Source organism: Bradyrhizobium sp. CCBAU 11361, from assembly GCF_028128935.1.
GTDB classification, from domain to species: Bacteria; Pseudomonadota; Alphaproteobacteria; order Rhizobiales; family Xanthobacteraceae; genus Bradyrhizobium; species Bradyrhizobium niftali.
In genome coordinates this window covers 100,254-113,550 of record NZ_LBJZ01000192.1, presented here as the reverse complement: position 1 = coordinate 113,550, position 13,297 = coordinate 100,254, and the positions used below count along the sequence as shown (strand labels likewise).

Genomic DNA, 13,297 nt, shown 5'->3' with positions numbered 1-13,297 from the left:
TTGGATTATGTCAATCACGCCGGCGCGAGATGACGTAGGATTCGTCAAGAAACCAGAGCCCGTTGTACTTTCTCAGCACGTCCCTGGCGGCATCCAGAGTGCGGCCGTTTTGAGTCATTTCTGTCAACCGGTCGTCCTCGATTTGAGCGACATACACCGCCGCATTCCACGCTGCAAAGGCTGTCGAGGTTCCGATGGTACCCGTCACCTCGTTGGGCAGCGCTTCCATATCATACCTGAAGATCGAGCGGTTGTCCGCATAAGCATTAAAATTTAGGTCGCGGCCCAACGATCCGAGCTCATACTTGACTGCGCGCAATAGCTCATGACGGCTGACCGCGAAAGGATTTTCTCCAGGCCAGATTGCCTGAATCATTTCCATGCCGGGATCGTGACCATGAGAGTGAATACCGATCAGGCGCCCCCCCGGCCGCAATGCCCGCGCCAGAGGCGCAATGATCCGCTTTGCCCGGAAATTGACCGAGGACAGCGCGCGGTATGGCTGGGATGCAATAACGAGGTCGAAATTGGCCTCGGTCTGGCCCGGCCGCGGAATGGTCGAATCCAGCAGGAACCGATGGTCCTCGCGATAGAGCACCAGGACGACGGGCCGCTCGTAGAGCGGCATGGCCGTGCGTGGGCTGATCGCGGCGCGCCAGTTCTGCTCCAGGAACGGCCGCAGCTCTGCGATCTGCTGCTCGAACTCGCCCGACGAGGCTCCCCGTAGCGGAACCTCGTGCCAGACGGTGGCGGCCGCCGCTGCGGGCGATGCCGGGGTGAGCCAGGGCGCCTCCGAGTAGAACATGTTGGTAAAGACGAACACCGACGCAGGATGCTCGAAAATGCGATCCGGCACCTTCTCCAGCGTCAGGCGCAAATCCTCGAGACTGAGCTCCTTGCCGGCCACATAGAACGGCATGTGTGGATAGCGCTGATGCGTGGCGCGCAGCACCCGCGCGAGCACCGTGCCGTCGCCGACACCGGCGTCGAACACACGCAGCGCCGGCGGGCGCGGATGGATCGCGGCGAGCTCCAGCGCAACCCTGTCCGCGATCACCCGCTTTTCGCTACAGGTGTGGACGAACAGCAGATATTTCTGCCGGTTCTCGAAGAAACGGAAATTGCCTCGCGGATCGCGCTTTTCCGGGGGCACCTGAAGCCCGCGCGGCGGCGGCAGGCCGCCGGTCGTCGATGCCGCGATATAGGCCTGGATCCGCTCCAGCGTGTCGATGGTGATGCGCTTGCCCTCGCGCAGGCGCTGCACGAGCTTCCCATCGTTCACGGCGCGCCGGCCAAACGTCGATTCCGCCATGTCCGCCGTGCGGCAGAACTCGGTGATTTGGCTCAGGATTTCGTCGTTTTTCATCTAGTGGGATTACGGTGGGCAGAAAAGTTGGGACCCACGTCCTAGCAAATTCTGCCCACTCAGGGAATACCCTCTGGAATTGCTCTACGCCCAGTCGCCCCCATCGTGCATTTGGCCGCGCCTACACTTGTCGGTATAGGTGGCGGATGGGGAAGTTCGGGGCTGGATATGTTCAGGGTGATTTGGCTCGCCGCTTGTCTTCTGGCGGCAGTATCGGGCGGCGCGCACGCAGGTTACCTGGACGAGAACCCCGACGAATTATTCGCATCGGTCTATGAAAGGATCGGCGCCCTGCCCGTGGCGGCGGCGCGCGACCCATTTGTCTGGCTGCGTCTGGAAGAGCTGAAGCGCGAGCCATGCGACCAGAAGAGCATCGGCGATCTTGCCCTGATGCTGGACAAGCTCGGCTACCGGCGGCAGGCCGCTGACGGGCTTTACAAGTTCGTCATGAATTGCGGCGCGCCGATCACGGCACTGCATCGCTCGATCAACATCTATCTCAAGCTCACGGATTATCCCCGAGCGGTCGAGGTCGCCGACGAGTTCATCCGGCGCGCACCAACCAATCACGACGCGCATTACTTGCGGGGCGTCGCGCTTGACGGCGTGCAAGACTACCGCCGCGCGCTGGCCGATTATTCCGACGCCATCGAGCTCTATGGTACGGACAAGAAATCGATCTCAAGTCGCGTCTTCCTGCGCATGGCAGGCGCCTATGCCGCTCTCAAACAGTTCTGCGAGGCAACAGCGCCGATCAGTCTATGGGTTGCGCTCGATCCAGCCGCCCGCGATACCAGCCAGACGCGAAAAATCATCGCGGACTACGAGAGCCAGGGCAACTGCGTCGCTTCGACCGGATCACGCAAGGAGAGCTTCCCTCTGCGCGGGGGAAAGGACGTTGTCACGGTGAAGGCTGCGATCAACGGCGTCTCCGGACTGTTCGTCCTCGATACCGGCGCGAGCTATGTGTCCGTGAAGGCCGCGTTTGCCAGCCGCGCCAAAATCTCGGACGCTGGCGCAAGTGAGATCACGCTCATCACGGCCAACGGCCAGAGCAAGGCAAAGCTCTCCAGGGCCGACAAGATTGCGCTGGGCAAGCTGGAGGCAGCCAACGTGCCCGTGGCAATTCAGACCACGGACGACAAGAGCTTCGGTGCCGGTGTCGACGGTCTCCTCGGCATGAGCTTCCTGTCGCGGTTCGAAGTCCAAATGGCCGGCGGCGTCATCGAGGTCCGCCCCCGCCAACCGAAGAAGTAGACCTGCATCCGAAAGCACAGGATCTGAACCGTCGGTCCCTTCGGGGCGACAAAGGGGCACGCCCCTTTATCTCTCACGTCGCCGGCATCCGAGGCCCCATGCGCCGCCTGTTCTTGGCACTCTGCTTGCTCACCGCAGCGCTATGGTCGGCGCCCGCATCCGCCCAGTCGCGCAACCAGCTCGGGCCGCTCTGCACCACCGAGACCACGCCGGCGGACCAGATGGTCGACGCCTGCACCAAGATCATCGCGCTGAAGGTCTTCAAGGGCGAGCAGCTTGCGCCCGTCTATTTCTGGCGCGCCGTGGGCTGGAACAAGAAGGGCGACTACGCCAAGGTCATCGCCGATACCACGGAGGCGATCCGGCTCCAGCCGAGTCAGGCGGTCTATAACCTCAGGGGATCGGCCTATTACGACAAGGGCGACTACGACATCGCGATCACCGATTTCGACGACGCCCTGAAGCTCGGCCCGCCCAGCGGCATCATCTTCCACAACCGCGGCAACGCCTGGCGGGGCAAGCACGACTATGCCAGGGCGATCGCCGACTATGACATGTCGATCAAATCAGATCCGAGATCGGCGTTCTCGTTCCAGAACCGCGGCATCTCGAAAGAAGCACTCGGCGATCTCGACGGCGCGCTCGCCGACATCAACCAGGCGATCCGGCTCGACCCGATGCTGCCGCAGCCGCTGATCAACCGCACCTCGATCTGGCGCGCCAAGGGCGACCTCGATCGCGCCATCGCCGATGGCAGCGAGGCGATCCGACTCGCCAGGGAAAAGCCGCCGGCCAACATCATGACGCCGCCGAACAGCGTGCTGATCTCTGGCTACACCCATCGCGCGCTGGCCTACGAAGCGAAAGGCGACTACGCCCACGCGCGCGACGACTACAAGGCGACGCTGGCGATCGTGGCCTCGGACGCCGGCAGCAAGGCCAATCAGGCGACCGCAAAAGTGCGGCTGTCGCTGGTGAGCGATGCAGCCGTGCCGATCCCGCGCGACGCGCCCTCGCCCACAACGCAGCCAACAGCAGCCCCTGCCCCGCAGCAGACCGGCGCGGCACCTGCGCCCCCGCCTGCTCCGGCCGTGCGCGGCACGCGCATGGCGCTGATCATCGGCAACGGCGCCTATGCGCATGTGAAGGCGCTGCCCAATCCACCCAACGATGCCCGCGCCGTTGCCAAGAGTCTGCGCGACATCGGCTTCACGGTGTCGGAGGGCGTCGACCTCGACCGCGCCGCGATGCAGAAGATGACGCGCGACTTCTTGCGCGATGCGGCGCGGGCGCAAGTTGCCGTGGTCTACTATGCCGGCCACGGCGTGCAGGTGGACGGCCGCAACTATCTCATTCCCGTCGACGTCGAGCTCAAGCCGGGCACGGGCATGACGGAGGCGATGATCGACATGGATACGATCATGGCCGGCCTCGACGACCAGGTCCGCACCAACATCTTGATCTTCGATGCCTGCCGCAACAATCCGATGGCACAGCAGGTGGCTTCCGCAGGCAGCAGTCGCGGCATCGAGGGCGCCTCGGGCCTCGCCGCTCCAACCAGCCTCGGCGCCGGCGCGACGCTGGGCGCCGGCACGCTGATCGCCTTCGCCACCGCGCCGGGCCAGGTCGCGCTCGACGGCGAAGGCGCCAACTCGCCGTTTTCCGCCGCCCTCTCCCGCCATATCGGCACGCCCGGGCTGGAGGTGCAGCAGATGCTGACGCGGGTGCGGGCGGAAGTGGTGTCGACCACGAAGAGCAAGCAGGTGCCGTGGTCGAACTCGTCGCTGCTGGGTGAGGTTTACCTGGCGGAGAAATGAGGGCGGGTTTGCGCTACTTAGCGTAAGCGTCTGCACTACCCGCCACGCTCTCGGTTGTCATCGCCCGCGAAGGCGGGCGATCCAGTATTCCAGAGACGGCGATGGATGCGGAGAGGCCGCGGCGTACTGGATTCCCCGCCTTCGCGGGGAATGACAGCGCAGCAAGCGGAGCTCAGTTGCCCCACACTTCCTTCGCGATCTCGACCGCCAGGCTCAGCTTGGCCCACTGCTCCTCTTCGGAGAGGATGTTGCCTTCCTCGGTCGAAGCAAAGCCGCATTGCGGAGACAGCGCGAGCTGCTCCAGCGGCGCGAATTTGGCGGCTTCTTCCAGACGGCGCTTGATGTCGTCCTTCTTCTCGAGCTCACCGAACTTCGAAGTGATGACGCCGACCACGACGACCTTGTTGCCCTTGGGCAGGAAGCGCAGCGGCTCGAAGCCGCCGGCGCGGTCGCTGTCGTATTCGAGGAAGTAGCCGTCGTAATTGGTGCCGGCGAGCATGGTCTCGGCCACCGGCTCGTAGCCGCCCGAGGAGATCCAGGTCGAGCGGAAATTGCCGCGGCAGACATGCGTCGTCACGACCATGTCGGCGGGCTTCTCGGCCAGCGCGTAGTTGATGATGCGCGCGTAGATCTGCTGGAGGCCGTCCGGATTGTCGCCGCGCTCGCGCGCCTTCTGCAATTCGTCCGGCGAGCAGAGATAGGCCCACACGGTGTCGTCGAACTGGAGATAGCGGCAGCCGGCATCGTAAAACGCCTTCACGGCCTTGCGATAGGTCTTGCCGAGGTCCTCGTAGAAGGCCTCGAGATCGGGATAGACGTCCTTGGAGATTGCCTTGCGGCCGCCGCGGAAATGCAGCACCGCCGGCGAGGGAATCGTCATCTTGGCGGTGACGTGGGCCTGGTCGGCGCACTTCTTCAGGAAGCGGAAATGATCCAGCATCGGATGGTCGTCGGGGAAATCGAGCTTGCCAATCACGCGGACCGCGTCATGCCGCGTCTCGACACCCGCGAACTGGATGCCGGTGTCCGGGTGGAACATTTCGCAGCCGGTGAGCTTGGCCAGGAAGTCGAAATGCCACCAGGAGCGGCGGAATTCGCCGTCGGTCGCGAGCTTCAGCCCGACCGAGGCCTGCTTGTGCACGACCTTCTCGATCTCCATGTCCTCGATCTTGCGCAGATCGTCGGCCGAGATCTCGCCCTTCTCAAGCCGGCTGCGGGCTTCCTTGATCTTGGCGGGGCGCAGGAGGCTGCCGACCTCGTCGGCGCGGAAGGGGGCTTTGGTTCGCTGCATTTCTTGTCTCTCCCGTAATTTCAGTCGGCGCTCGTTGTACTCTCTCTCCACACCTGCGGGGAGAGGCGAAGATTAGTGGGCCACCGCCCCTGCGACGCCGAGGTGGCGCTCCAGGACCGAGGGGTCGGCCTTCAGCGCAGCGCTCGGGGCGTCGTGGACGATCGTTCCGCGTTCCAATATCACAACGCGGTCGGCGAGCCCCAGAATCTTTTGTGCATTCTGCTCGACGATGATGGAGCAGATGCCGCCGGCACGGGTGATGGTGCCGATCGCCTTCAGGAGCTCTTCGACGATGATGGGGGCGAGGCCCTCGGTCGGCTCGTCCAGCAGCAGGACCTTCGGGTTGAGGGTCAGCGCGCGGCCGATCGCCAGCATCTGCTGCTCGCCGCCGGAGAGCTGGTTGCCAAAATTGCTCCGCCGCTCCTTCAGCCGCGGAAACATCTCGTAGACCCTCTCGACCGTCCAGGGACCGGGCTGGGCCACCGCGGTCATGTTCTCCTCGACTGTGAGCGAGCGAAAGATGTTGCGCTCCTGCGGCACCCAGCCGATGCCGGCGCGCGCCCGCTGGTCGGGACGGAGCGCGGTGACATCCGTGCCGGCGAGCGCAACGGTGCCGGAGAATCGGCGGGTTACGCCGACGATGGAATTGATCAGCGTGGTCTTGCCGGTGCCGTTGCGTCCGAGCAGCGCCAGCACCTGCCCTTCGGCGAGGCGCAGGGACATGTTGGGCAGCACCACCGCCTCGCCATAGCCGGCGCGAAGTGCGTCGATTGCGAGCAGGTCAGACATTGACCGCCTCCTCGCCGAGATAGACCGCCTTCACCTGCGGATCGCGCGCGACCTGTTCGGGCGGACCTTCGGTGAGCAGCGCACCGGAGACCAGAACCGAAATCCGGTCGGCGAAGGAGAACACAAGATCCATGTCGTGCTCGATCAGCAGCACCGTGACGTCGCGCGGCAGGCTACCTACGACGGCGAGAATGTCGTGGCGCTCGCTCTCGGGCACGCCGGCGGCGGGCTCGTCAAGCAGCAGAACGCGCGGTTTGGCCGCGATCGCGACCGCGATCTCGAGCAGGCGCTGCTTGCCGTAGGGCAACGTCACGGTCTGTTCGTTCATGACGTCGAGCAGATGGAAGCGCGCGAGCAGATCGGCGATCTCGCCGTTGACGTCGCTGCGCGTGCCCATCCGCCGCCACCAGTCGCCGCCATGGCCGAGGCGCTCGGAGACGGCAAGGCCGATGGTTTCGAGCGGGGTCAGGTCGGGATAGAGTTGGTTGATCTGGAACGTGCGCGACAGGCCGCGCAGCACGCGCTTGTGCACGGGCAGGTCCGTGATGTCCTGGCCTTCCAGCAGGATGCGCCCGGAATTCGGCTTCAGCACGCCCGTGAGCTGGTTGATGACAGTGGTCTTGCCGGCGCCGTTCGGGCCGATCAGCGCATGGCGGGCGCCCTGCTCGATCTTCAGGGACAGATCGCGGGTGACACGGAGACCACCGAACTGCTTTTCGAGGTTCTGGGTTTCGAGCGCGATGGTCATGCGTCGCTCTCCGGCACGGCGACGACCGCCTTGCGACCGGCAATCTGCTTGATGATGAGGTTCGGCACGTACAGTACCCAGCGATGCAGGCGCTGGCGGCCGACCAGCACGATCACGACCAGCACGAGGCCGATCCAGAACTGCCAGTATTGCGGGGTGATGGTGGAGAACAATTCCTGGAGCAGGCGGAACACCACCGCGCCGATCAGCCCGCCATAGAGATAGCCGGTGCCGCCGATCACGAGCACCAGCATCAGGTCGGCAGAGCGCTCGAAGGCGAACACGTCGAGCGAGGCGATCGCGGTGGTCTGGGTGAACAGCGCGCCGGCGATGCCGGCATAGAACGCCGCCAGCGTATAGATCGCGATCAGGCGGCGGTTGACGGGAATGCCGATCGCGGCCGCCCGCAGCGGATTGTTCTTGATCGCACGCAGCGACAGGCCGAACGGCGAATGCACGACGCGGCGGGCGAACAGGAACAACACGAACAGCACTGCCAGCGAATAGAAGAAGCCGGCCTTGCCGAACATGTCGAACGGGATCTCGCCGAGGATCGGCTGCATCTCGATGCCCTGCAGGCCGTCGGTGCCGCCAGTGATGTTGGAGAAGCGCTCGGCGAGCGCTTCCAGCAGCAGCGCGATGCCGAGCGTCACCATCAACCGGGTCAGGTCGACGCCGCGGATCACCAGGAAGCTGGTGGCAAAGCCCAGCACCATCGCGGCCAGGCCGGCCACGATCAGCGCGAGCACCGGCTCGTTGATGATGCCGTGAAGCGCAAGCAGGCCCGCGGCATAGGCCCCGACGCCGAAGAAGGCGGCGTGGCCGAGCGAGACGATGCCGGCATAGCCGAGGATGAGATCGAGCGACATCGCAAACAGCGCCAGCCGCAGGATGTCGGTCATGATCAGATAGCGCGTGGGAAATGCAAAGCCGCAGGCCAGCACGATCAGCCAGAAGGCGACTTCGCCATAGTGCCAGCGCGCCTGGCGCTGGGCATGATAACCGACGTCGGAAGAAGCGCTCATCGGCGAACTCAACGCGCGGCCGTGCGGCCGAACAGGCCGTTCGGGCGCCAGATCAGGATCACGATCATCATGGTGTAGATCACGAAGGGGCCCATCTTCGGCACGTAATACTTGCCGGCGACGTCGCCGATGCCGAGCAGGAGCGAGGCCAGGAACGGACCAGTGATCGAGGACGAGCCGCCGACGGTGACCACGATCAGGAAGTAGATCATGAACTTCAGCGGGAAATACGGGTCGAGGCCGAGGATCTCGGCGCTGAGCGCGCCACCGAGGCCGGCAAGCCCGCAACCAAAAGCAAAGGTGAAAGCGAACACCTGCGGCACGTTGATGCCGAGGCCGCTGGCGGCGCGCGGATCGTCAACGGCGGCGCGCAGCCGGCTGCCGAAACGCGTCTTGGCCAGCACCATCTGGAGCGCGATGGTGAGCAGGCCGCAGATCACGATGATCATCAGCCGGTAGCGGCCGATGCCGACGCCGAACAGCTCGAACTGGCCCTGGAGCGCGGCCGGCAGGTTGATGAAGACCCGCGACGAGCCCTGGATGTAGTCGACGGCGGCGACCGACATGAAGGTCAGGCCGATCGTGAACAGCACCTGGTCGAGATGGCTGCGCGTATAGAGATGGCGGTAGAGCGTACGCTCGAGCGCGATGCCGATCGCCGCCGACGAGACGAAAGCCAGCGGCAGCGCGGCGAAGAACGGCCAGCCCATCCGGTTGACCAGCACCATGCAGACATAGCCGCCGGTCATGGCGAAGGCGCCGTGGGCGAGGTTGACGAAGTTCATCAGGCCGAGCGTGACCGCGAGCCCGCAAGCGAGCACGAACAGCAGCATGCCGTAGGCAACGCCATCGAACAGGTTGGTGAGGATAGAGGTCATCGTAAGCGGGTGAACCCTGGTAATCCCTCGTCATTCCGGGGCAGCGCGCAGCGCTGAACCCGGAATCCATTTCAACAATTTCGAGATCCCGGGTTCGCGCTGAGCGCGCCCCGGGATGACGCGCTTTCGCGCGTCACTTCTTGGTCTTGCCGAGGTCCTTGACGGCTTCGAAGGTCGCGAACTCGACGTTGTAGAGCTCGCCGTCGACCTTCTCGACCTTGCGGATGTAGATGTTCTGCACGATGTCGCGGGTCTCGGGGTCGATCGAGATCGGGCCGCGCGGGCTCTCCCACTTCTGGCCCTTCATCGCCTCGACCAGCTTGGTGCCATCGGTGTCGCCATTGGTCTTCTTCAGCGCCTCGTAGATGAGGTGGATACCGTCATAGCCGCTCACCGCCATGAAGCCCGGACGAGTGCCGAAGGCCTTCTTGTAGGCCGCAACGAAATCCTTGTTCATCGCGGACGGATGCGCCGCCGAATACAGGTGCGCGGTGACCGTGCCGAGCACGGCATCGCCCATGTTGTTGAGGAGATCGTCGTCGGTGACGTCGCCCGGTCCGATCACCTTGATGCCGGCCTTGTCGAGGCCGCGCTCGGCATACTGCTTCATGAAGTTGCCGCCCTGTCCGGCCGGCACGAACACGAAGATCGCGTCGGGCTTGGCGTCCTTCATGCGCTGAAGGAACGGCGCGAAGTCTGGGTTGGCGAGCGGCGTCTTGACCTCTTCGACCACCTCGCCGCCGCCGGCGGTGAAATTCTGCTTGAAGAAGTTCAGCGCGTCGTTGCCCGGCGCGTAGTCGGAGGTGAGCGTCGCCACCTTCTTGATGCCGTTCTTCACCGCCCAGTCGGCGATGATGGTCGAGGACTGCGCCAGGGTGAAGCTGGTGCGCACGATGTAGGGCGAGCGCTCGGTGATGATGGAGGTGCCGGCCGCCATCACGACTTCCGGAATCTTGGCCTGCGTTGCCAGCGGCGCGGCGGCGAGGGCTGCCGGCGTCACGCCGAAGCCGGCGATGAAATTGACCTTGTCGTTGACGATCAGCTCCTGCGCGGCCGTCTTGGTCTTGTCGGGAATCGCAGCGTCGTCCTTGAGGATGATCTCGATCTTCTTGCCGGCGACGGTGTCGCCCTTCTGCTGCATGTAAAGCTTGATCGCGTTCTCGATCTGCTTGCCGGTCGAGGCCTGGCCGCCGGTCATCGGCAGGATCAGACCGACCTTGACGGTGTCCTCGGCCCTGGCCGGCGCGACGGCCACCAGGCCCGCAACGGCGGCCACCGCGGCTGCCCAAGAAAGTTGTTTGCGTTCGAACATAAGAGTGTCCCTCCCCTTGATTCCTGACCTCTTGTGCGGCGAACCGAGTGCCCGGTCCTTGCCTCACTCTAGCTCACGCGCGAGCCTTATCGCGCGCCACATGGCGTCCTTGGCGCCCCCCTTGTCAATCGGACGTTTGGCGACCAATCGGCGCAAGCCGGGCGTCCCGTTTTCCGACGGCGGGGAGTGATGTTGCGGTTACGTCGAGGTGACCCGAACGCCCCCGACCTTGGCCGCTTTTATCTATTTGTACGATTGTACAAATAAAATGGACCTGTCAACGAAAAAGCCCCCTCGCCGGCCAAGCCACTTTGTCGCGAGCCCCGCGCCGCAGTCTAGAAACGCGACGGGCCGCGTGGATGGAAGATTTCGTCTTTCTTTTGCAGAATTGGTACATCCGGGGCCCCGGGCCGGCTCCAACTCGGTAACTTATTACCTACCTCGAATAAGTCTCTTTTACCTTGTTGAAGGCTACTCTCTCGGCGCCAGCCTGACCCGGCGTCCAACCAGACCGAACCCGCGCGTCCCCACAATGCCTAAGCCTTTCCGCTCCCTCCTGCCCCTCCTCGCGCTTGCCGCGGGACTGTCCGGCTGCGGCACGGTCAATGAGAAGCTGTCCGCCGGCATGGGCGATTACGTGCCGCAATGGGCCGGCGGCCTGCCGGCCGACGCCCCGCCGCGGGCAGGCACGCCGCAATACGACGCCTACATGAAGGAGCGCGAGCGCAAACGGCTAATGCCCGCGGCTGATCGCGAGAAGGAAGAGCAGGCGCAGAAGGGCGCGACGGGCGTGACCTCAGGCAACGCGGTGCGCTGAGGGATAGCCGTCATTCCGGGGCGATGCGTCAGCATCGAACTATGGTGCGCAATTGCGCACCTGAGAATCTCGAGATTCCGGGTTCGCCGCTTCGAGGCGCTCCGGAATGACCTTCGGATCAATCCATGAACACCACGGTTTTGCGGCCGTTGAGGATGACGCGGTCGTCGAGGTGATAGCGGATCGCGCGCGCCAGCACCCGGCGCTCGATGTCGCGGCCCTTGCGGACGAGATCTTCCGGCGTGTCGCGATGGCTGATGCGCTCGACGTCCTGGTCGACGATCGGACCCTCGTCGAGGTCGCGCGTGACGTAATGCGCGGTGGCGCCGATCAGCTTGACGCCGCGCTCATGGGCCTGGTGATAGGGTTTTGCGCCCTTGAAGCCGGGCAGGAACGAGTGGTGGATGTTGATGCAGCGGCCGGAGAGCTTGGCCGACAGATCGTCCGACAGGATCTGCATGTAGCGCGCCAGCACGACGAGATCGGTTCCGGTCCTGGCGACGAGATCGAGGATCTGCGCTTCCTGCTCGCGCTTGGTCTCCTTGGTCACAGGCAGATGATGGAACGGGATGCCGCCGAAATCGAGCCCGGCATAGACCTCGCGCGGATGGTTGGAGACGATCGCGGTCGGGACCATCGGCAATTCGCCGGTGCGCCAGCGATAGAGGATGTCGACCAAGCAATGGTCGGACTTCGACACCAGCAGCATCACCTTGCGATGCGCGGCGCGGTCGCGCATCTGCCACTCCATGCCGAAGCGCTCCGCGATCGCGGCAAAGCCGGTCTGGAGCGCGGACAGCTCCACGGCGAGATCGGCGGCGGTGAACACCACCCGCATGAAGAACTTCTTGGTCTCGACGTCGTCGAACTGCTGCGCGTCGAGAATGTTCTGTCCGTTGTGGGCCAGGAAGGTCGACACCGCCGAGACGATGCCGGGGCGATCCGGACAGGACAGGGTCAGGACATATTGATGATCGGGCATGGCTCTTGATGAAGGTTTGGGCAAATGATGCGGAACAACCCGCGATTTGCGCCCTGCTCTATCACCGACCCCGCCCTTGCGCCAATCCCAAGACTTGCTTCTACCTGAAACGCAGAGTCAGGATGAACGGACAATTGCGATTTATACCGGAGACGCCCATGGCCGACCGCTTGAACGGCTACCGCATCCTGATCCTGGAAACGCGCGAGGAGGCGCAGTTCTCAAAGCTCCTCGCCGAGCAAGGCGCCGACGTCGTGCAGTGCCCGATGTTCACCATCCACGATGCGCCGGACCCGGTCCCGGTCGAGGCCTGGATCCGCCGCGCCATCGACAGGCCCTTTGACGATCTCGTGCTGATGACCGGCGAAGGCCTGCGGCGGATCATGAAGCTCGCGCGGGCCCGTGGTCTCGACCAGGCTCTGGTCGCAGCCCTCGCCAAATCGCGAAAATTCACCCGCGGGCCGAAGCCCGGCAAGGCGCTGCGCGAGATCTCGCTCGAGGCGCAGCAGACCACGGAGAAGCCGACCACCGAGGGCGTGATCGAGATGCTGGGCAAGCTCGACCTGAAGGGGCATCGCCTCGGCCTCCAGCTTTATCCGGACAAGGACCATAGCGCACTGACCGGCGCACTCTCGGCGCAAGGCGCCGAGGTCGATACCGTGCTGCCCTATGTCTACGATCCCAAGGCGGCGGATGCCAACATCGTCGCCGCCATCGACGACATGGCGGAGGGGCGGATCGATTCCATCGCCCTGACCAATCTTGGTCAGGTCCGCCGCCTGATCGAAGCCGCCAAGGCGCATGGCAGCGAAGCAAAGTTGCACGCAGGCTTGGAGCGGACGCTGATTGCGTCGGTGGGCCCTGCCGTGTCGGGGGAGCTCGCCGCGCATGGCCTGCGCACGGACATCGCACCGGCCGATGAGGCCTATTTCATGCGGCCGCTGATTTCGGCGATGGCCGTAGTGCTGGCGGAGAAGAAGCCGAAAGTACCGGTGACATGAAAAATCTCCGGCAG

12 protein-coding genes are annotated in these 13,297 nt (G+C 64.3%); 4 read left to right on the top strand and 8 right to left on the bottom strand.

The window, feature by feature from the left end:
• Positions 1-10: 10 nt before the first annotated feature.
• Positions 11-1,366 carry a hypothetical protein gene (locus XI08_RS32505; protein WP_271577525.1) on the bottom strand — a complete coding sequence of 452 codons (1,356 nt, stop codon included), beginning with the start codon at positions 1,364-1,366 and terminating at the stop codon, positions 11-13.
• Positions 1,367-1,534: 168 nt separating this feature from the next.
• Between XI08_RS32505 and XI08_RS32500 the strand changes: the two genes are divergently transcribed.
• Together XI08_RS32500 and XI08_RS32495 are read left to right on the top strand one after the other, a co-directional pair.
• Entirely contained in the window at positions 1,535-2,623 is a 1,089-nt protein-coding gene (locus XI08_RS32500) for a retroviral-like aspartic protease family protein (protein WP_271577524.1), read from the top strand.
• Between the two features lie 98 nt (positions 2,624-2,721).
• A complete protein-coding gene (locus XI08_RS32495; RefSeq protein ID WP_271577523.1) occupies positions 2,722-4,440 on the top strand; it encodes a caspase family protein in 1,719 nt (572 codons plus the stop codon).
• A gap of 172 nt (positions 4,441-4,612) precedes the next feature.
• Here XI08_RS32495 and XI08_RS32490 read toward each other — a convergent pair whose 3' ends face one another.
• The 6 genes from XI08_RS32490 to XI08_RS32465 all read right to left on the bottom strand — a co-directional run bounded on the left by XI08_RS32490 (position 4,613) and on the right by XI08_RS32465 (position 10,483).
• Positions 4,613-5,731, bottom strand: a complete 1,119-nt coding sequence (locus tag XI08_RS32490) for a cobalamin-independent methionine synthase II family protein (protein ID WP_027545103.1) — start codon at positions 5,729-5,731, stop codon at positions 4,613-4,615.
• 72 nt (positions 5,732-5,803) lie between these two features.
• Positions 5,804-6,520, bottom strand: coding sequence for an ABC transporter ATP-binding protein (locus tag XI08_RS32485; RefSeq protein WP_271577522.1), 717 nt, complete (start codon positions 6,518-6,520; stop codon positions 5,804-5,806).
• On the bottom strand, positions 6,513-7,268 hold the full coding sequence (locus XI08_RS32480; protein ID WP_094891507.1) for an ABC transporter ATP-binding protein: 756 nt from the start codon (positions 7,266-7,268) through the stop codon (positions 6,513-6,515). Before XI08_RS32480 ends, XI08_RS32485 begins: the two co-directional genes overlap by 8 nt.
• Complete coding sequence (locus XI08_RS32475) at positions 7,265-8,293, bottom strand: branched-chain amino acid ABC transporter permease (protein ID WP_027545100.1); 1,029 nt, start codon at positions 8,291-8,293, stop codon at positions 7,265-7,267. The genes XI08_RS32480 and XI08_RS32475 overlap by 4 nt, the downstream gene beginning before the upstream one ends.
• An 8-nt stretch (positions 8,294-8,301) precedes the next feature.
• Positions 8,302-9,171 carry a branched-chain amino acid ABC transporter permease gene (locus tag XI08_RS32470; RefSeq protein WP_271577521.1) on the bottom strand — a complete coding sequence of 290 codons (870 nt, stop codon included), beginning with the start codon at positions 9,169-9,171 and terminating at the stop codon, positions 8,302-8,304.
• A 133-nt stretch (positions 9,172-9,304) separates the two neighbouring features.
• Positions 9,305-10,483: an ABC transporter substrate-binding protein gene (locus XI08_RS32465; RefSeq protein ID WP_271577520.1), complete on the bottom strand. Its 1,179-nt coding sequence runs from the start codon at positions 10,481-10,483 to the stop codon at positions 9,305-9,307.
• 532 nt (positions 10,484-11,015) lie between these two features.
• Here XI08_RS32465 and XI08_RS32460 point away from each other — a divergent pair.
• The gene (locus tag XI08_RS32460; RefSeq protein ID WP_271577519.1) at positions 11,016-11,300 is read left to right on the top strand and encodes a hypothetical protein; all 285 of its coding nucleotides are present in this window, start codon (positions 11,016-11,018) and stop codon (positions 11,298-11,300) included.
• Positions 11,301-11,418: 118 nt separating this feature from the next.
• Here XI08_RS32460 and purU read toward each other — a convergent pair whose 3' ends face one another.
• Entirely contained in the window at positions 11,419-12,282 is an 864-nt protein-coding gene (purU, locus tag XI08_RS32455; protein ID WP_271577518.1) for a formyltetrahydrofolate deformylase, read from the bottom strand.
• A gap of 158 nt (positions 12,283-12,440) precedes the next feature.
• Between purU and XI08_RS32450 the strand changes: the two genes are divergently transcribed.
• Positions 12,441-13,283, top strand: a complete 843-nt coding sequence (locus tag XI08_RS32450) for a uroporphyrinogen-III synthase (RefSeq protein ID WP_271577517.1) — start codon at positions 12,441-12,443, stop codon at positions 13,281-13,283.
• Positions 13,284-13,297: the final 14 nt, after the last annotated feature.

Excerpts from the sequence above, each read along its gene's own strand:
- XI08_RS32505 (WP_271577525.1), bottom strand. The coding sequence starts at position 1,366 with ATGAAAAACGACGAAATCCTGAGCCAAATCACCGAGTTCTGCCGCACG.
- XI08_RS32500 (WP_271577524.1), top strand. The coding sequence starts at position 1,535 with ATGTTCAGGGTGATTTGGCTCGCCGCTTGTCTTCTGGCGGCAGTATCG.
- XI08_RS32495 (WP_271577523.1), top strand. The coding sequence starts at position 2,722 with ATGCGCCGCCTGTTCTTGGCACTCTGCTTGCTCACCGCAGCGCTATGG.
- XI08_RS32490 (WP_027545103.1), bottom strand. The coding sequence starts at position 5,731 with ATGCAGCGAACCAAAGCCCCCTTCCGCGCCGACGAGGTCGGCAGCCTC.
- XI08_RS32485 (WP_271577522.1), bottom strand. The coding sequence starts at position 6,520 with ATGTCTGACCTGCTCGCAATCGACGCACTTCGCGCCGGCTATGGCGAG.
- XI08_RS32480 (WP_094891507.1), bottom strand. The coding sequence starts at position 7,268 with ATGACCATCGCGCTCGAAACCCAGAACCTCGAAAAGCAGTTCGGTGGT.
- XI08_RS32475 (WP_027545100.1), bottom strand. The coding sequence starts at position 8,293 with ATGAGCGCTTCTTCCGACGTCGGTTATCATGCCCAGCGCCAGGCGCGC.
- XI08_RS32470 (WP_271577521.1), bottom strand. The coding sequence starts at position 9,171 with ATGACCTCTATCCTCACCAACCTGTTCGATGGCGTTGCCTACGGCATG.
- XI08_RS32465 (WP_271577520.1), bottom strand. The coding sequence starts at position 10,483 with ATGTTCGAACGCAAACAACTTTCTTGGGCAGCCGCGGTGGCCGCCGTT.
- XI08_RS32460 (WP_271577519.1), top strand. The coding sequence starts at position 11,016 with ATGCCTAAGCCTTTCCGCTCCCTCCTGCCCCTCCTCGCGCTTGCCGCG.
- purU (WP_271577518.1), bottom strand. The coding sequence starts at position 12,282 with ATGCCCGATCATCAATATGTCCTGACCCTGTCCTGTCCGGATCGCCCC.
- XI08_RS32450 (WP_271577517.1), top strand. The coding sequence starts at position 12,441 with ATGGCCGACCGCTTGAACGGCTACCGCATCCTGATCCTGGAAACGCGC.